This window comes from Burkholderia anthinoferrum, from assembly GCF_002925705.1.
Classification (GTDB): Bacteria; Pseudomonadota; Gammaproteobacteria; order Burkholderiales; family Burkholderiaceae; genus Burkholderia; species Burkholderia semiarida.
On the sequence record NZ_LFZP01000051.1, the window covers coordinates 337,878 to 355,066 of the forward strand.

Consider the following 17,189-nt stretch of genomic DNA (forward strand, 5'->3'; position numbering starts at 1 on the left):
GTGCTGCGTGCAAGTGAGATCGCGTTGGGCACGCACGGTTCCGGTCATTCCGAAACAAGTTGTTAACGCGCTTGCCAAACGGCGGCTCGAATGCTGCGCATGTTGCTGCGGCGCGGCATGCGTCGTGTACGGCTCGACGTCATGCGTCGGTCGGCGCGCTGCCCGGTCGTGGTGTGGTGACGTGACGGCCGCGGCGGCCGGCATGTGTGCGCATGCCGCGCCGCGACTCTTTATTGGATGACGAAGTGGAATGGCTGATGGATGGCCCCGTCGCATGAGCACGATGATGACAAACTTTCGTCGGCCGGATTGTTAACCAACTTTAAACGGGCGAAAGCAACGGAGTGAGGCGATGCGGCGCGCCACGGGCGCGCCGCATCGTGGAGCAGTGCGAGGCGAGGAAGCGATGCGCGCGGCAGAGCGCCGCGCACGCGGGTGATGTCAGCCGGCCTTGCGCGAACCGACGTCGCGCAGATTGGCCGGGACGACCGGGCGGAAGCGCTCGCGCTTCTGTTCGTCGTCGAAGTGCTGGAGCGCCGGCTTGATCAGGTCGCTGCGCGACACGATGCCCGTGATGCGCAGCGATTGCTCGTCGGCGACCACCGGCAGGCGTTCGAGGCCGAGCATCGCAAGGCGCGACGCGACGACACGGCAGGTTTCGTGCGCGAACGCGACGGCCGGTGCGCGCTCGGCGAACGCGGCCGAGATCGGCGTGTCGGCGCCGGCCTGCGCGCGCTGTGCATCGAGCGTCGCGCGATCGACGAGGCCGAGCAGCCGGCCGTGCTGCACGACCGGGTACGCACGGTGCGTTTGTTTCGCGCCGAAGTATTGCGCTTCGACGGTATCGAGCGTGGCCGCGCCGTCGATCGCGACGAGCCGGTCGGCCGACGTCATCACTTCGCCGATGTCGTGCCGCTCGAGCGGATCGACACCGTATTCGCGATAGATGTGGTAGCCGCGGCGAGCGATCTTTTCCGTCATGATCGAGCGTTTCATCGCGATGGTCGCGAAGCCGTGCGCGACGAGCGTCGCCGCGAGCAGCGGCAGCAGCGCGTTGGTGTCGTGCGTGAGGCCGAAGGCGAAGACGATCGCGGTGAGCGGGGCGCCGAGCGTCGCACCGAGCGTCGCGGCCATGCATACGAGCGGCCACAGCGCGGGATCGCCACCGGGCAGTAGCGGCGACAGCACGGTGCCGAGACCGGCGCCGAGCATCAGCAGCGGGGCAAGCACGCCGCCCGACGTACCGGAGCCGAGCGCGATCACCCACATCACGGCCTTCACGATCAGCAGTGCAAGCGCGATCTTCAGCGCGATGTGCTGGTGCAGCAGGTCGCCGATCACGTCGTAGCCGACGCCGAGCGCGCGCGGCTCGAGCCAGCCGCCGACGCCGATCGCGATCGCGCCGATCGCCGGCCACCACATCCAGTGCACGGGCAGCTTCGCGAAGGCATCTTCGACGCGGTAGAGCGCGGCCGACAAGCCGCACGCGAGCAGGCCCGACAGCACGCCCGCGACGATGCACGACAGCAGCGCGACGGGCGTCGGCGCGGCCGTCGTCAGCGGAAACAGCGGATCGACGCCGAAGAACACCGCGCGGGCGAAACCGGCCACCGCGCACGCGAGCGCGACCGGCAGGAAACTGCGCGGACGCCATTCGAACAGCAGCAGTTCGACCGCGAGCAGCACGGCGGCCACCGGCGTGCCGAACACGGCCGTCATGCCGGCGGCCGCACCGGCGACGAGCAGCGTCTTGCGCTCGGCGGCGGTCACGTGCACGCATTGCGCGATCAGCGAGCCGAGCGCGCCGCCCGTCATGATGATCGGGCCTTCGGCGCCGAACGGGCCGCCGCTGCCGATCACGACGCCGGACGACAGCGGCTTGAGGATCGCGACCTTCGGCGACATCCGGCTCTTGCCGAACAGGATCGCCTCGATCGCCTCGGGAATGCCGTGGCCGCGGATCTTTTCCGAACCGAAACGCGCCATCAACCCGACGATCAGCCCGCCGATCACCGGGACCGCGATCACCCATGCGCCGAGCGTGTTGTTCGCGGGCGAACGGTCGGCGAACGACAGTTGCTGGAAGAAGAACAGGTTCGTGAACAGGTGGATCAGGCTCAACAGCACGAACGCGGCAAGCGTGCTGAGCAGGCCGATCCCGGCGGCAAGCAACGCGATCCTGGGCAGGCGTTCGTTGGTCGAGAAATCGCGTTTGTGCGGTGCGTTCATCGGAGTGGCAGGGGTCAGTAATCGATTTGGGGGACCTGAAACGTGCCCTTGAGCGACTTCAACTCGGCACGATGCATGGCCGCGAGACGGGCGAGCAGCGTTTCGCCGGCCGCTTCGAGGTGGACTTCGACCTGGCGGCGGTCGGCTTCGCTCGGCTTGCGCTTCACGAGTCCGAGCGCTTCGCAGCGCGTCACCAGCGCCACGACGCCGTGGTGGTGCGCCTGCAGGCGTTCCGCGAGTTCGCCGATGGTCGCCCATTCGCGATGCGGATAGCCCTTGATGTGCAGCAGCAGCAGGTATTGCAGCGGCGTCACGCCTTCGCTTTGCGCGGCACGTTCGGAGAAGCGCTCGAAGCGGCGCATCTGGTAGCGGAACTCGGACAGTTGCTGGAAATCGCTTTTCGTCAGTGCGCGTCGGGTATCGTTCATCGGGGGCGGTCGGGCATTCGGTTACGGTGGCGGTAAATATATCATAACGTGATATAAATGGATGAAATCGGGCGGAACGGGCGCATTTCACGTTTCACGTTCCGCGGACAGTGACGGGGCGTGCGCTACGCGGCCTCGAGCATTTGGGTCTGCCGATAAAGGCCCGTGACGAGATCCGTCTGCGTGATGATGCCGACGAGCCGGCGCGACGCATCGACGACCGGAATATGGTGGTGGCCCGAATGCGTGAACAGCGGCACGAGCGCCGTGATCGGCATCGTTTCCGGCACCGCCGCGACGTCGCGCGTCATCACGGACGCGACGCTCGCGGGCTGGCCGCCGAACGATCGCGGCAACCGTGCGGACAGGCGTTGCCACAGCGGGGTCGAACGGCGCAACGGGCGCGTGAGGTCGGCGCGCGTGACGATGCCGGTCAGTCGGCCTTCGCCGTCGACCACGGGCAGCGCCTTCACGCGGTGGCGGTCGAGCAGCGCGAGCGCGGCCGTGATCGACGTGGACGGCGCGACCTCGATCGCGTTCTTCGTCATCAGGTCGGCGCACTTCAACTGGCCGAACGTGCGCGCATAAGCCTGCATTTCGGTTTCGCGCAGCAGCGTTTCGAGATCGTCCGGATCGACGTCGAGCCATTCGCCGCGGCGCTTGAGCACCGCGTCGAGGTCGCCGCGCGTGAAGCCGCCGCGCGTCGGCGCGGCGCCGCCGGCCTGCGGTTTCGCTTCGGCGCGCACGCCGCCGTGCGGGTAGCGGTGCCCGGTCAGCGCGTGATAGACGAGCGCGGCCGACAGCAGGATCGCCGACTGCAGCGCGATCGGCTGCAGGACGAAGCCGAAGCCGAGCGCATGGATCGCGGGGCCGCCCACCACGGCCGTGAGCGCGACGGCGCCCGACGGCGGGTGCACGCAGCGCAGCGCGAACATCCCGCCGATCGCGCAGGCGATCGCGACCGCGGCGGCCGTGATCGGATCGGCGATCCATTGCGCGCACGCGACGCCGACCGTCGCCGCGACGAGATTGCCGCCGATGATCGACCACGGCTGCGCGAGCGGGCTCGCCGGCACCGCGAACAGCAGTACGGCCGACGCGCCCATCGGCGCGACGAGCAGCGGCACGAGGCCCGGCACGCCGGGCAATAGCCGCATCGTGACGCCGACCGTCGCAATGCCCACGAGCGCGCCGGTGCACGAGCGCAGGCGCTCGCGCCAGCCGAGTGCCATCGGATGGGGAATGAAGCTGTGCAGCCATTGCCGCAACGTGCGGCGCGACGGGGAGGAGCCTGGCGACATGGGGGTAAGCGGTAAAAACGGCAACGTTGAGGCGCGGCGACAAGCGCGGGATTATATCGCGTTGTGATACAAATTGTCGCGCCGCATCAGGCGCGTTGGCCGCGCGTGATGCACGAATCTTGCAAAAACCTTTCATCGGATGGGAGCTTGTGCCCGCGTAACCGCGCAAATTTGTCCGCAGCGGCGTACAATTCGGCGCACTCGATTCCCCCGTCATGCCAGAACCCTGTCCTCGATGCCCGCTCTCCCGCCTTCTCCCCGGCACGGCGCTCGATTCGACGTGGCTCTTCGCGCTCGCGTTCCGTTACCCACCTGACGCGAGCGCCGCCGACGTCTCCCCACTGACTCTCCCCAAGCCAATTCAATGGACATGCTCGAAAACATGCGTCTGTTCGTGCGCGTTGTCGAAGCCGGCAGTTTTACCGCGGTCGCGAAGGAAATCGACGCGACCACCGCCCAGGTGTCGCGCGCGGTCTCGAATCTCGAAGCCCACGTACAGACACGCCTGCTGCATCGCACGACCCGCCATCTCGGCCTGACCGAAAGCGGCGAGCGCTATTTCGAGCGCGCGAAATCGATCCTCGCGGAGCTCGACTACGCGAACGCGGAGGCGCGCAACGCACTGCTGCGGCCGAGCGGCAAGATGCGCATTCATGCGATGACGGGGCTCGGGAAGAGTCATGTCGTGTCGTCGATCGTCCGGTACCAGGAGGACAACCCCGACGTGTCGGTCGAGCTGACGCTGGCGCAGCGGATGCCGAATCTGGTCGAGGAGGGCTACGACGTGTCGATCGTGACGGCGTCGCAGTTGCCCGATTCGGGTTATGTCGCGCAGATCTGCGGCACGAGCTGCAGCGTGCTCGTCGCATCGCGCGAATACCTCGCGCGGCACGGCACGCCGCAGACGCCCGACGACCTGCCGAACCACGTGTGCCTGCGCCTCGACACGCCCGCGTCGCCGGCCAGCGAATGGCGCCTGGAGCGCGGCGACGGCGAGGAAACCGTCTACGAGCTGCAGCCGGCGCCGTTCCAGGTCAACGTGCCGGACGCGCTGTGCGTCGCGGTGCGTGCCGGGCGGGGGATCGCGTGCGTGGCACTGTATACGGTGCTCGACGATATCCGCGAAGGGCGCCTGATCCGCGTGCTGCCGGCGTACCGGCTGCAGACGGTGAGCGTCTATGCCGTCTATGCGACGCGCCGCTATCTCGACGCGAAGATCCGCACCTTCCTCGATCACCTGCGTACGACGCTCACGCCGGCGTTGGAAAACGATCTGCGCGAGCTCGACCGGCTGACGACGGAGCACATGCCGGGCGGCCGCCTGCGCGCGTGACCGCGCCGGTGTGCCGCCGCGGCATTCATGCGGCTGGCGCGATGCGGATCCGCTCGAAGCGGCCGGCGAGCCACCCGTACGCGGCCATGCCGATCAGCCCGTGCGCGGCGACGAACCACAGCGCACCGGCGAACGAACCCGTGCTGGCGACGAAGTAGCCGATCACGAGCGGCGTGACGATCCCGGCGATGTTGCCGAGGCCGTTGAAGACGCCGCCGCTCAGCCCGACCATGCCTTCCGGCGCCGTGTCGGCGAGCACGGCCCACCCGACCGCCGCGAGCCCCTTGCCGAAGAACGCGACCGTCATCAGCGCGATCACGGCCGCGTTCGACGATGCGCCGTTCGCGAGCACGAGCAGCGTCGCCATCGCCATCCCCGCGACGAACGGCGTCTTGCGTGCCTTCGACGGATGCATGCCGCGCCGGATCAGCCAGTCCGACAGCACGCCGCCGAGCACGCCGCCCGTGAAGCCGCAGATCGCCGGCAGCGCGGCGACCCAGCCGGCTTCCATGATCGTCATTCCGCGCCCCTTGATCAGATAGATCGGAAACCACGTGATGAAGAAGTAGGTGAGCGCCGTGATGCAGTACTGGCCGATGTAGATCGCCCACAGGTTCCGGTGGCGGAACAGTTGCGACACGTCGTGCCACGACGCGCGCGGCCGCTCGCGCATACGGTTCGCCTCGAGATCGACGAGCGCGCCGTGGGCGCGCAGGTAGTCGCGCTCCGCGTTCGTCATGCGCGGGTGGCCGTGTGGCTCGCGATACCACGCGAACCACAGCGCGGCGAGCGCGATGCCGAGCAGCCCCATCCACAGGAACACGTGTTCCCAGCCGAGCGCATGCGTGAGCCATGCCATGGCCGGCGTGAACAGCACGACGGCCATGTATTGCGCGGAATTGAACAAGGCCGACGCGGTGCCGCGTTCGGCCGTCGGGAACCAGCATGCGACGATCCGCGAATTGGCCGGAAACGCCGGCGATTCGACGAGCCCGAGCATGAAGCGCATGACGAACAGCGCGAGCGTCGCGGCCGCGCCGTGCACGGCGAACGCGCCGACCGTGCCCTGCAGCATCGTGAATACCGACCACAGCAACAGGCTCAGGCCGTACACGCGCCGCGCGCCGAAGCGGTCGAGCAGCCAGCCGCCCGGAATCTGGCCGATCGCATAGGCCCAGGCGAACGCCGAAAAGACGACGCCGAGCTGCACGGGCGTGAGCCCGAGGTCGTGCGCGACGCCGGTGCCGGCGATCGACATCGTCGCGCGGTCCGCGTAGTTGACGACGGTAACCGAGAAAATCAGCGCGAGGACCGCATAACGGACGCGGCCGATCGTGCGCGATGCGGCGGGTGAGGCGGCGACGGCGGCGCCGCTGGATCGATTGGACATGCGTGTCTCCTGGCCTCCGTCGTGCGGAGGCATCCGTGTCGTAATGGAAGGGGCGGCGCCGCGCTCAGTGCGTGACGCTGGTCGGCGGGCGCTGGCCCGCGAAGCACGCGGCGAGGTTCGCGAGCACGATGCGGCCCATTGCCTCGCGCGTTTCATGCGTGGCGCTCGCGCGGTGCGGCTGCACGACGACGCGGTCGAGTTCGAGCAGCGCGGCCGGCACGTGCGGTTCGTGCGCGAACACGTCGAGACCGGCGCCGGCGATCGTGCCGTCGGCCAGCGCGCGCACGAGCGCGGCTTCGTCGACCAGCTTGCCGCGCGCGACGTTGATCAGGAATCCTTTGGGGCCGAGCGCGGCGAGCACGTCGGCCGTCACGAGCACGTTGCCGTGATCGGCCGAGGCCGCGATCACGAGCACGTCGCTGTCATGCGCGAGCGCGGCGAGGTCGGGCACGTAGCGATAGCCGCTGTCGCGATGCTCGCGCGGCCCGAAGTAACTGACGGGCATCCGGAACGCCTGCGCGCGCTGCGCGATCGCGCGTCCGACGCGGCCGAGCCCGACGATGCCGAGCCGCTTGCCCGTGACCTGCGTCGCGAGCGGCTGGGCCGTTTTGCCCCAGCGGCCGGCGCGCACGATCCGCTCGCCGGCGCCGAGGTCGCGCAGGGTCATCAGGATCAGCCCCAGCGCCATGTCGGCGACGTCGTCGGTCAGCACGTCGGGCGTCGTCGTCACGTGGATGCCGCGCGCCCGGGCACGATCGAGGTCGACCGCGTCGGTGCCGATGCCGTTGATCGCGACGATCTCGAGCGCGCCGAGCCGCTCCATCAGCGCGGCGGACAGGCCGTTCGCGCCGCCCGTCACGACGCCGCGAATTCGCGGCGCCACGCGATCGAGCAGTGCTTCCGGTTGCTCGGCCGCATACAGCCGGTGCACGGTGTAGCGGGCGGCGAGTTCGGCGTCGATCGCGTCGGGGAGCGGCTGGGTCAGCAGGATGTCGATGGTCATGAAGGTCTCGGTCGTCGTGCGCGGCGCGGGCCGCGCATCAGGTGGAACCGAGTATAGAAATCGCATCGATATGCGTCTAACATCAAAAGACTATCGATTGATTCAACATTTGAATGATTGAACTGCACCAGCTTCGCTGCTTCGTCGCGGTTGCCGAAGAGCTGCATTTCGGCCGCGCGGCCCGGCGGCTCTTCATGACCCAGCCGCCGCTCAGCCGGCAAATCCAGTTGCTCGAGCACGCGCTCGGCATCGCGCTGCTCGAGCGCAGCAGCCGGCAGGTCAGCCTGACCGCGGCCGGCGAGCGCTTCCTGCGCGATGCGCGGCACATCCTCGAATTCTCCGCGCGCGCCGAGCAGGCCGCGCAGCGTGTCGCGCACGGCGGGGCCGGGCGCATCACGCTGGGGTTCACGGCCGTCAGTGCGTACCGGATGATCCCGGTGCTGCTCGCGCATGCGGCGCACGCGCTGCCGGACGTCGACGTCGAACTGCGGGAGATGGTGTCGACCGTGCAGATCGACGCGCTCGCGTCGCGGATGCTCGACGCGGGTTTCGTGCGCCAGCGCGCCGCGCGCCAGCCGCTCGAATACCGGCTCGTGCAGCGCGAGCCGATGCTCGTCGCGGTCGCGGAAGGCGCGCCGCTCGCGGCCTACGAGCAGATCGGCCCCGACGAGCTCGACCGGCAGCCGTTCATCGCGTATTCGCCGAACGAGGGCAAGTATTTCCACGACATGATCTCGGGGATGTTCGCGGGCGCCGGGCGGCTGCCGAATTACCTGCACTACGTCGGCCAGACGCATACGATCCTCGGCCTCGTGCGCGCGGGGCTCGGTGCGGCGCTGGTGCCGGCGTCGGCGCGCGAGCTTCATGTCGACGGCGTGGTGTTCCGGCCGCTCGCGGGCGTCAACGTGGCGGCGGAGCTGTATCTCGCTTGGCGCGCGGACAACGACAACCCGGCGCTGCCGGTGTTCAACGCGATGGTCGAGCGGTTTCTGACCGAAAGCACGGACGACGCGGGCGTCTAGCGGCGCTTGCTCGCCCGTTCCGCGTGGCGCGACGTGCGATGGCGGCCCGCTGACGGCGGGGTGAAGCGAGGGATGAGGGCGGGGCTCGAAGACGTGCACGCGGCCCGGCGGAGCGCATCCGCCGGGCCGCGGCACAGGCCCGTCAGTGGGTGATCGACAGGAACAGGTACGCGGCGAACAGCGCGACGTGCACGACGCCGTGCAGCACCGTCGTGCGCCCCTGGCTCAGCGTGAGCGTGCTGACCAGCAGCGTGAGCGCGAGCAGGACGGTTTCCATCGCGCCGATCCCGAGCGTGAGCGGCTGGCCGACCCAGATGAACACGGCCGCGACGGTCGGAATCGTGAGCCCGATGCTCGCGAGCGCCGACCCGAGCGCGAGGTTCATGCTGGTCTGCAACCGGTTCGCACGCGCGGCGGTGACGGCCGCGAGCCCTTCCGGCAGCAGCACGAGCGCGGCGATCACGATACCGACCGCGGCTTCGGGCGCGCCGAGCTTCAGCACCGCGTGCTCGACGGCCGGCGACAGCAGCTTCGCGAGCAGCACGACCGCGACGAGGCTCGCGAACAGCAGCACCATGCTGATGGCCGCGGTGCGGTTGCTCGGCGCCGCCGCGTGCACCGCTTCGTTGGCGCTGTCGTGCTCGGCGAGGAAGTAGTCGCGGTGGCGCACGGTCTGCACGAACACGAATGCGCCGTACAGCACGAGCGACGCGACGCCGGCGAACGCAAGCTGAGATTTCGAGAAGAACGGGCCCGGCGCGGCGTTCAGGTAGTTCGGCATCACGAGCGACAGTACCGACAGCGACGCGAGCACCGCGAGCGCCTTGCTCGCGCCGCGCCCCTGGAAATCCTGTTCGCCGTGCTTCCATGCGCCGACCAGCAGGCAGATGCCGACGATGCCGTTACAGATGATCATCACGGCGGCGAACACGGTGTCGCGGGCAAGGCCCGATTTCTCGGGGCCCGCGCCGAGCATCACCGACACGATCAGCGCGACTTCGATGACGGTCACGGCAACCGCGAGCACGAGCGTGCCGAACGGTTCGCCGACGCGGTGCGCGACGACTTCCGCATGGTGGACGGCGGAGAACACGGCGCCGGCGAGCGCGGCCGCGAACACCGCGATGACGAGGCCTTCGGCCGGCACGACGCGCGACAGCGCGAGCACCAGCCAGGCGGCAAGCGGGGCCCAGAGGGTCCAGCGCGGGAGCTGGTTGGACGAGAGCGGCATGAGGGTTTCCTTATGCGAGTGGCGGCGCGCGACGCGCCGTCACGGGTTGATGAAGCCCGGCCGTACTATCCGCCGAACGAGGACGATGAAACCGAAGGGCGGCAGCGCGCAATGGCGCTGCCCGGGTTCGCTGCCGCGACGCGGCGAGGGGCGCGGGCGGGCCGAGGCCCGTCGCGGGACGAAACGGTTCGATGCGGCTGCCTGCGGACAGCGAGACAAGCATAGGTGGCGACGCGCGGGCCGGTGGCTCGATTCGCCCCCATAAGGACGGCCGGCGATGGACGGCGGTGACGGCGCGACACGCGTTTCCCCCTTCAATCCGGCAATTTGTCGAATTTTATCAGGCGTTGCGGGGTCGCTATCTCATATTCGAGATCTTACATTGACCTTTCGGTTTGCAAAAAGTGCCGTGCTCTTTCGATTTTTTTGTCGTTGCGGTTTTCGTCATGCCCTCTTGCACGACAAATTCGGGCTCGCCCTGACATAAATCTACCGACCGGTCGGTTTATAATCGATCGCATTCCCACTTCATGACGGATCGCAATCGATGGCTGTTTCCTCTGCACATTCGGTGAACTCGGGCGCGCTGGCGCCGTCGGCCGTCATCGGCGTGATCGGCGCCGGCGCGATGGGCGCGGGCATTGCACAGGTCGCGGCGGCGGCCGGCCATCCGGTGTTGCTGTACGACCTGAACGAAGCGGCCTGCGACAAGGCGCTGGCCGGCATCCGTGCACAGTTCGCTCGGCTGGCGGAGAAGGGCCGGCTCGAACCGGCGCAGGCCGACGCGGCCGGCAACCGGATCCGCGCGGTGCGCGCGCTGGCCGATTTCGCGGGCGCCGCGCTGATCGTCGAGGCGGCGGTCGAACGGCTCGACGTGAAGCGCGAGATCTTCGCGACCCTCGAGCGCCATGTCGACGACGCGTGCGTGCTGGCGACCAACACGTCGTCGATCTCGATCACGTCGATCGCGGCCGGGCTGCGCGTGCCGCAGCGCGTCGCCGGCCTGCATTTCTTCAATCCGGCGCCGCTGATGGCGCTCGTCGAGGTGGTCAGCGGGCTCGCGACCGCGCCCGATATCGCCCGGATGCTCGTTGCGACCGCCGCTGCATGGGGCAAGCAACCGGTGATGGCGAAATCGACGCCGGGCTTCATCGTGAACCGCGTCGCGCGGCCGTATTACGCGGAGGCGCTGCGCGTGCTAAACGAGCAGGGCGGCGCGCCGGCCACGATCGACGCGGTGATGCGCGAAGCCGCCGGCTTCCGGATGGGGCCGTTCGAGCTGATGGACCTGATCGGCCACGACGTGAACTTCGCGGTGACCGAGTCGGTGTTCCGCGCGTACTTCAACGACCCGCGCTACACGCCGTCGCTGATCCAGCAGGAACTCGTGAACGCGGGCTTTCTCGGGCGCAAGTCCGGGCGCGGTTTCTATTCGTATGCGGACGGCGCGCCGCCGCCCGCCCCCGATCTCGAACCGCCGCGCGCCGCGCCGGCCGACGTCGTGCTGTTTGCGCAGGACGGCCCGGCCGCCGCGTTGCACGCACGCTTGGCCGAACGTATCGACGGCGTCCGGCAGGCCGGCGTGCAGCCGGACGAACTGCTCGCAACGGCCGGCCGCGCGTCGATCGCGCTGACCGACGGCCGGACGGCCACGGCGCGCGCCGCGCAAACCGGCGTGGCCGATCTCGTGCTCGTCGACCTCGCACGCGATTACGCGCAGGCCGGGCTCGTCGCGCTGACGCGCGCGCTCCAGTGCGGCGACGCCGCGTACGCCGATGCGGTCGGGCTCTTTCAGCAGGCGGGCTTTCGCGTCGTCGGCTTGGCTGACGTGCCGGGCATGGTCGCGATGCGCACCGTCGCGATGCTCGCGAACGAAGCCGCCGACACGGTGAACCAGGGCGTGTGCTCGCCGGCCGATCTCGACCTCGCGATGGAGAAGGGCGTGAACTACCCGTGCGGCCCGCTCGCGTGGGCCGATGCGATCGGCATCGGCCGCGTGCACCGCGTGCTGTCGAACCTGGCGGCGAGCTACGGCGAGGACCGCTATCGCGTGTCGCCGCGGCTCGCCGCGCTGCATGCGGCCGGCCGCATGTTCCGGTCGTGACCGCCTCGTCCCCTCGAACACGATAACGACATCACTCCTTGGAGGAGCCCCCGATGACTCACCCGACGCACCCCGCCGCCGCCCTCGAGCCGATCGAGACCGCCAGCCGCGACGAACTGCAGGCGCTGCAGCTCGACCGCCTCAAGTGGTCGCTGCGCCACGCGTACGACAACGTCCCGCACTATCGGCGCACGTTCGATGCGGCAGGCGTGCATCCTGACGATCTGAAGTCGCTCGCCGATCTCGCGAAGTTCCCGTTCTCGACCAAGAGCGATCTGCGCGACAACTATCCGTTCGGCCTCTTCGCGGTGCCGCGCGAGCAGGTCGTGCGCGTGCACGCGTCGAGCGGCACGACCGGCAAGCCGACGGTCGTCGGCTACACCGCGCGCGACATCGATACGTGGGCGAACGTGACCGCGCGCTCGATCCGCGCGGCCGGCGGCCGCCCGGGCGATACGCTGCACAACGCGTTCGGCTACGGGCTTTTCACCGGCGGTCTCGGGATTCACTACGGCGCGGAGCGGCTCGGCTGCATGGTCGTGCCGATGTCCGGCGGGCAGACCGAGAAGCAGGTGCAACTGATTCGCGATTTCGAGCCGAAGATCATCCTCGTCACGCCGTCGTACATGCTGAACCTGATCGACGAGATGGTGCGGCAAGGGATGGACCCGGCCGAATCGTCGCTGAAGATCGGCATCTTCGGCGCCGAGCCGTGGACGCAGGCGCTGCGCGACGAAGTGGAGACGCGCGCGGGCATCGACGCGCTCGACATCTACGGGCTGTCGGAAGTGATGGGCCCGGGCGTCGCGTGCGAATGCGTCGAGACGAAGGACGGCCCGGTGATCTGGGAGGACCATTTCTACCCGGAGATCATCGACCCCGTCACCGGCGAAGTGCTGCCCGACGGCAGCCAGGGCGAGCTCGTGTTCACGTCGCTGACGAAGGAGGCAATGCCGGTGATCCGCTACCGCACGCGCGACCTCACCGCGCTGCTGCCGCCGACCGCGCGCGCGATGCGCCGGCTCGCGAAGATCACGGGCCGCTCCGACGACATGCTGATCGTGCGCGGCGTGAACGTGTTCCCGAGCCAGATCGAGGAGATCGTCGTCGCGCTGCCGCAGTTGTCGGGCCAATTCCAGATCACGCTGTCGCGCGACGGTCACATGGACCGGCTCGACCTCGCGGTCGAGTTGCGCTCCGAGGCGGCGGCGTCCGTTTCCGACGCCGATCGCGCGGCGCTCGCGCGCGAGCTGCAGCATCGGATCAAGACGATGGTCGGCGTGTCGTCCGGCGTGACGGTGCTCGCGGCCGGCGGCATTCCCGCGAGCGCGACCGGCAAGGCGCGGCGCGTGATCGATCGCCGCCAGGCCGCCTGATTGTCGATGGATGCCGTTCTACCCGAGGAAACCTGTTCGATGGATGGATTGAAGACCCTGGCCGTCAAGGTCGATGCGCGCGGCATCGCGACCGTCGCGCTGCAGCGCGGCGACGTGCTGAACGCGTTCGACGAGACGATGATCGCGGAGCTGACCGACGCGTTCACGACACTCGGCCGGCGCGACGACGTACGCGCGATCGTGCTGCGTTCGGACGGCCGCGCATTTTGCGCGGGCGCCGACCTGCAGTGGATGCAGCGTGCGAGCGCGAACGACGCGGCCGCGAACCTGCGCGACGCCGAGCGGTTCGCCGCGATGATGCGCGCGATCCGGCAATGTCCGAAACCGACGGTCGCCCGCGTGCAGGGCCACGCGTTCGGCGGCGGGGTGGGCCTGTGCGCCGCGTGCGACATCGTGATTGCGAGCGACCACGCGCGCTTTTCGGTCAGCGAGGCGCGCTTCGGGATCCTGCCGGCCGTGATCGGCCCGTATCTGGTCGAGGCGGTCGGGCAACGCCAGGCGCGCCGTCTCGCGCTGACCGCGACGCAGCTCGCGGCCGCCGAAGCCGTCGCGATTGGGCTGATTCATCAGGCCGTGCCGCTCGATGCGCTGGACGACACGCTCGAGCGGACGCTCGCGGAACTCGGCCGCAACGGCCCGCACGCGCTGATGGAGATCAAGCGCTTTTTCGATGCGATCGGCGAGTACCCGCCGTCGGATGAGCGCGCGGCGTTCACCGCGCAGACGATCTCTCGCGTGCGGGCGACGCCGGAAGCGAAGGAAGGCTTCGCGGCCTTCTTCGCGAAGCGGCCGCCGGCGTGGGAGACGGGCGCCGAATAAGGCTGCGCGACGATCGTTCATGACGATCGACGCGGAAACCGGGGGCGGCCGCATTTTGCGTCTCGGGCACGGGCGCTTGCACTACAATGCGTGACCCCCGGCGCGCTGCCGGCCCCGTCCCGACCGATGCTTCGCACGATGATCGTCAACCGCCTTGTCTCCGAGATCCTGTTCGGCTTTACCGGCCTGATCGGCATCATCAATCCGATCGGCATCGCGTTCCTGTTTCTCGAGCGGACCGAGGCGCTCACCGCGCATGAACGGGATCTGCTCGCGCGGAAGGTCGCGTTCAATGCGTTCGTCGTGCTGATGGTCGCCTTCTTCGCCGGCACGCCGGTGCTGCATTTCTTCGGGATCTCGATGGAAGCGCTGCGGATCGGCGGCGGCTTCGCGGTTGCCGTGGCCGGCTGGCAGATGCTGAACGAACCGGACGGGCCGGGCGGCGGCGACACGCCGGTCAAGCCGATCGACGCGAACGCGATCATGACGCGCGCGTTCTTCCCGCTGACCATGCCGCTGACGGTCGGCCCCGGCTCGATCGCGACCGCGATCGCGCTGAACGCGAACCGCACGCACAAGCTGTCGGAGTTCGCGCTGTCGAGCATCGTGTCGATCGCCGTGTCCGTGCTCGTCACGCTCGTGATCTGGCAGGTCTACAGCCGCTCCGCGCTGCTCGCGCGCTACCTCGGCAGCGAAGGGACGAAGGTCGCGAAACGCGTGTCGGCGTTCCTGCTGCTGTGCATCGGCGTGCAGATCATGCTGACCGGCTTCTCCGCGTTCCTGCAACCGCTCGCCGACCAGGCCAGATAACCGGGGCCACCCGGTTCATCCTTCAAGGGGCCTCCTTTCACGCAGCCTGCACGCGGCGCGCGGTCATGCGCGTTCGCGGCATGCGGGATACCATGCGACGTCTGGCGGATGCGCGGCGCGCATCCGGCCGCAATCCCCACCTGATTGGCGAGGCGTGCAATGGAATACGTGAAATTCGGGTCGACCGGGCTGGACGTGTCGAAGCTGGTGCTGGGCTGCATGACGTTCGGCGAGCCGTCGCGCGGCACGCATCCGTGGACGCTGCCGGAAGCGGAAAGCCGCCCGATCATCCAGCGGGCGGTCGAGGCCGGCATCAATTTCTTCGACACCGCGAACATGTATTCGGACGGAACGTCCGAGGAGATCGTCGGCCGCGCGCTGCGCGATTTCGCGAAGCGCGACGACGTCGTGATCGCGACCAAGGTGTTCTACCGGATGCGGCCGGGGCCGAACGGCGCCGGCCTGTCGCGCAAGGCGATCATGACCGACATCGACCAGAGCCTGAAGCGGCTCGGCACCGACTACGTCGACCTCTACCAGATTCACCGCTGGGACTACGGCACGCCGATCGAGGAGACGCTCGAGGCGCTGCACGATGTCGTGAAGGCCGGCAAGGCGCGCTATATCGGCGCCTCGTCGATGTTCGCGTGGCAGTTCGCGAAGGCGCTGCACACGTCGAAGCAGAACGGCTGGACGCGCTTCGTCAGCATGCAGAATCATCTGAACCTGCTGTATCGCGAGGAAGAGCGCGAAATGCTGCCGCTGTGCGCGGACGAAGGCATCGCGGTGATTCCGTGGAGCCCGCTCGCGCGCGGGCGCCTGACGCGCAACTGGGACGAATCGTCGGAACGGCAGCAGAAGGACGACGTCGGCCAGCGGCTGTACGACGCCACGGCCGATGCGGACAAGGCGGTCGTCGAGGCCGTCGCGGCGATCGCCGCCGCGCGCAACGTGCCGCGGGCGCAGGTCGCGCTGGCGTGGGTCGCGCAAAAGCGCGGCGTGACCGCACCGATCGTCGGCATTTCGAAGCCGCGGCAACTGGACGATGCGCTCGGCGCGCTCGCGCTGAAGCTGACCGACGATGAAATCGCCACGCTCGAACGCCCGTACGTGCCGCACGCGGTCGCCGGGTTCAACTGAGTGGCGGCGGCGGTACCTGCGCCGCGTTCAGCGCGCGGCGGCGAGCATCGGGTAGGTGAACAGGCCGAAGTGGACGACGTTCAGCCCCGCGTGCCCGAGCGCGGCGGCGAGCAGTCCGCCGCGCCGCCACGCGAGGCCGTAGCCGACGCCGGCCACCGTGCCGAGCACGATCCATTGCCAGCCGCCCGCCGCGTGCGCGGCGCCGAACAGCACCGCGCCCGCCGCGAGCGCGACCCACGGGCCCCACGAGTACGCGCGGAACATGCGTGTCAGCCCGCCTTGCACGTAGCCGCGAAACAGCGCTTCCTCGGCGAGCGTCACCAGCAACAGGTTGTTCACGAGCCACAGCCAGCCCGACGGCGGCCATTTGGGCGCCCAGCCGACCATCCCGAACGCGAGCGCGCCGGCCAGGCACGCGGCGGCCGTGGCGACGGCCGCCACGACGCCGGTGCGCAGCGCGCGCGACAGCGCGACGCCGGGGGCGACCCACGGCAGCACCCACAACAGCCACAGCCCGACGAGCGGCTTGTCGAAGTTCAGGTACATCGTGAATGGCGCGGCGTCCGGGGTGAAGCGGATCGGCCCGATCACGCGCGGATTGTGGAAGCCCGGAATCAGGTGCAGGCTCAGCGCGATCGCCAGCGCGGCGAAGACGAGGTGCGCCACGATGCGCACCGCGAGCGGGCGCTCGGGCAGCACGCCCCACGCGGCCGCGATCAGCAGCGCGAACGGCGCCAGCGTGATCGGCGCAAGCTGGCCGAATGCGAGCGCACCCGCATAGCCGAGCACGGCGAGGCCGATGCTCAGGCCGTGCAGCGGGCGGTGCCATGCGAATGCGGCGGCCGCGAACAGGGCGATCCAGATCGTGGCACACGGAAGGAGCGAAAGGGACATGACGGGAAACGGATGGGCGGACGAGACGCCGCGCATCATACAGCAGGCGCCGTGAAACGCGGCCGGGCGGCATCGGCCGGGCAGCCGG

At 69.1% G+C, this 17,189-nt stretch carries 14 protein-coding genes; 7 read left to right on the plus strand and 7 right to left on the minus strand.

All coding sequences use genetic code 11. The annotated features are described in order from the left end of the window. Positions 1 to 441: 441 nt before the first annotated feature. The 3 genes from C5F75_RS21995 to C5F75_RS22005 form a co-directional block, all read right to left on the minus strand. Complete coding sequence (locus tag C5F75_RS21995) at positions 442 to 2,229, minus strand: chloride channel protein (RefSeq protein WP_060009361.1); 1,788 nt, start codon at positions 2,227 to 2,229, stop codon at positions 442 to 444. Between the two features lie 14 nt (positions 2,230 to 2,243). Continuing rightward, positions 2,244 to 2,657 carry a MarR family winged helix-turn-helix transcriptional regulator gene (locus C5F75_RS22000; RefSeq protein WP_059585021.1) on the minus strand — a complete coding sequence of 138 codons (414 nt, stop codon included), beginning with the start codon at positions 2,655 to 2,657 and terminating at the stop codon, positions 2,244 to 2,246. Between the two features lie 125 nt (positions 2,658 to 2,782). Further along, positions 2,783 to 3,958 (minus strand): HPP family protein, encoded by a 1,176-nt coding sequence (locus tag C5F75_RS22005; protein ID WP_060009364.1) that lies wholly within the window; start codon positions 3,956 to 3,958, stop codon positions 2,783 to 2,785. A 364-nt stretch (positions 3,959 to 4,322) separates the two neighbouring features. Between C5F75_RS22005 and C5F75_RS22010 the strand changes: the two genes are divergently transcribed. Beyond that, complete coding sequence (locus tag C5F75_RS22010; protein WP_059585023.1) at positions 4,323 to 5,291, plus strand: LysR family transcriptional regulator; 969 nt, start codon at positions 4,323 to 4,325, stop codon at positions 5,289 to 5,291. Positions 5,292 to 5,316: 25 nt separating this feature from the next. Here C5F75_RS22010 and C5F75_RS22015 read toward each other — a convergent pair whose 3' ends face one another. Both C5F75_RS22015 and C5F75_RS22020 read right to left on the minus strand, forming a co-directional pair. Then, entirely contained in the window at positions 5,317 to 6,681 is a 1,365-nt protein-coding gene (locus C5F75_RS22015; RefSeq protein WP_059585132.1) for an MFS transporter, read from the minus strand. Positions 6,682 to 6,745: 64 nt separating this feature from the next. Continuing rightward, on the minus strand, positions 6,746 to 7,684 hold the full coding sequence (locus C5F75_RS22020) for a 2-hydroxyacid dehydrogenase (protein ID WP_059585131.1): 939 nt from the start codon (positions 7,682 to 7,684) through the stop codon (positions 6,746 to 6,748). A 113-nt stretch (positions 7,685 to 7,797) separates the two neighbouring features. On the opposite strand from C5F75_RS22020, the gene C5F75_RS22025 reads away from it, so the two are divergent. Next, complete coding sequence (locus C5F75_RS22025; protein WP_059585024.1) at positions 7,798 to 8,706, plus strand: LysR substrate-binding domain-containing protein; 909 nt, start codon at positions 7,798 to 7,800, stop codon at positions 8,704 to 8,706. Between the two features lie 142 nt (positions 8,707 to 8,848). On the opposite strand, the gene C5F75_RS22030 is transcribed toward C5F75_RS22025, so the two are convergent. Next, on the minus strand, positions 8,849 to 9,937 hold the full coding sequence (locus C5F75_RS22030) for a calcium:proton antiporter (protein ID WP_059639561.1): 1,089 nt from the start codon (positions 9,935 to 9,937) through the stop codon (positions 8,849 to 8,851). 547 nt (positions 9,938 to 10,484) lie between these two features. Here C5F75_RS22030 and C5F75_RS22040 point away from each other — a divergent pair. The 5 genes from C5F75_RS22040 to C5F75_RS22060 all read left to right on the plus strand — a co-directional run bounded on the left by C5F75_RS22040 (position 10,485) and on the right by C5F75_RS22060 (position 16,207). After that, complete coding sequence (locus C5F75_RS22040; protein WP_104012741.1) at positions 10,485 to 12,041, plus strand: 3-hydroxyacyl-CoA dehydrogenase; 1,557 nt, start codon at positions 10,485 to 10,487, stop codon at positions 12,039 to 12,041. A gap of 53 nt (positions 12,042 to 12,094) precedes the next feature. Beyond that, complete coding sequence (gene paaK, locus C5F75_RS22045; protein ID WP_059585028.1) at positions 12,095 to 13,417, plus strand: phenylacetate--CoA ligase PaaK; 1,323 nt, start codon at positions 12,095 to 12,097, stop codon at positions 13,415 to 13,417. 39 nt (positions 13,418 to 13,456) lie between these two features. Continuing rightward, positions 13,457 to 14,257: an enoyl-CoA hydratase-related protein gene (locus C5F75_RS22050; RefSeq protein WP_104012742.1), complete on the plus strand. Its 801-nt coding sequence runs from the start codon at positions 13,457 to 13,459 to the stop codon at positions 14,255 to 14,257. A gap of 138 nt (positions 14,258 to 14,395) precedes the next feature. Beyond that, the gene (locus tag C5F75_RS22055; RefSeq protein ID WP_059585030.1) at positions 14,396 to 15,067 is read left to right on the plus strand and encodes a MarC family protein; all 672 of its coding nucleotides are present in this window, start codon (positions 14,396 to 14,398) and stop codon (positions 15,065 to 15,067) included. A 159-nt stretch (positions 15,068 to 15,226) separates the two neighbouring features. Further along, positions 15,227 to 16,207 carry an aldo/keto reductase gene (locus C5F75_RS22060; RefSeq protein WP_059585031.1) on the plus strand — a complete coding sequence of 327 codons (981 nt, stop codon included), beginning with the start codon at positions 15,227 to 15,229 and terminating at the stop codon, positions 16,205 to 16,207. A 27-nt stretch (positions 16,208 to 16,234) separates the two neighbouring features. Here the strand turns inward: C5F75_RS22060 and C5F75_RS22065 are convergent, their stop codons facing one another. Further along, the gene (locus C5F75_RS22065) at positions 16,235 to 17,101 is read right to left on the minus strand and encodes a CPBP family intramembrane glutamic endopeptidase (protein WP_059585134.1); all 867 of its coding nucleotides are present in this window, start codon (positions 17,099 to 17,101) and stop codon (positions 16,235 to 16,237) included. Positions 17,102 to 17,189: the final 88 nt, after the last annotated feature.

Excerpts from the sequence above, each read along its gene's own strand:
- C5F75_RS21995 (WP_060009361.1), bottom strand. The coding sequence starts at position 2,229 with ATGAACGCACCGCACAAACGCGATTTCTCGACCAACGAACGCCTGCCC.
- C5F75_RS22000 (WP_059585021.1), bottom strand. The coding sequence starts at position 2,657 with ATGAACGATACCCGACGCGCACTGACGAAAAGCGATTTCCAGCAACTG.
- C5F75_RS22005 (WP_060009364.1), bottom strand. The coding sequence starts at position 3,958 with ATGTCGCCAGGCTCCTCCCCGTCGCGCCGCACGTTGCGGCAATGGCTG.
- C5F75_RS22010 (WP_059585023.1), top strand. The coding sequence starts at position 4,323 with ATGGACATGCTCGAAAACATGCGTCTGTTCGTGCGCGTTGTCGAAGCC.
- C5F75_RS22015 (WP_059585132.1), bottom strand. The coding sequence starts at position 6,681 with ATGTCCAATCGATCCAGCGGCGCCGCCGTCGCCGCCTCACCCGCCGCA.
- C5F75_RS22020 (WP_059585131.1), bottom strand. The coding sequence starts at position 7,684 with ATGACCATCGACATCCTGCTGACCCAGCCGCTCCCCGACGCGATCGAC.
- C5F75_RS22025 (WP_059585024.1), top strand. The coding sequence starts at position 7,798 with ATGATTGAACTGCACCAGCTTCGCTGCTTCGTCGCGGTTGCCGAAGAG.
- C5F75_RS22030 (WP_059639561.1), bottom strand. The coding sequence starts at position 9,937 with ATGCCGCTCTCGTCCAACCAGCTCCCGCGCTGGACCCTCTGGGCCCCG.
- C5F75_RS22040 (WP_104012741.1), top strand. The coding sequence starts at position 10,485 with ATGGCTGTTTCCTCTGCACATTCGGTGAACTCGGGCGCGCTGGCGCCG.
- paaK (WP_059585028.1), top strand. The coding sequence starts at position 12,095 with ATGACTCACCCGACGCACCCCGCCGCCGCCCTCGAGCCGATCGAGACC.
- C5F75_RS22050 (WP_104012742.1), top strand. The coding sequence starts at position 13,457 with ATGGATGGATTGAAGACCCTGGCCGTCAAGGTCGATGCGCGCGGCATC.
- C5F75_RS22055 (WP_059585030.1), top strand. The coding sequence starts at position 14,396 with ATGATCGTCAACCGCCTTGTCTCCGAGATCCTGTTCGGCTTTACCGGC.
- C5F75_RS22060 (WP_059585031.1), top strand. The coding sequence starts at position 15,227 with ATGGAATACGTGAAATTCGGGTCGACCGGGCTGGACGTGTCGAAGCTG.
- C5F75_RS22065 (WP_059585134.1), bottom strand. The coding sequence starts at position 17,101 with ATGTCCCTTTCGCTCCTTCCGTGTGCCACGATCTGGATCGCCCTGTTC.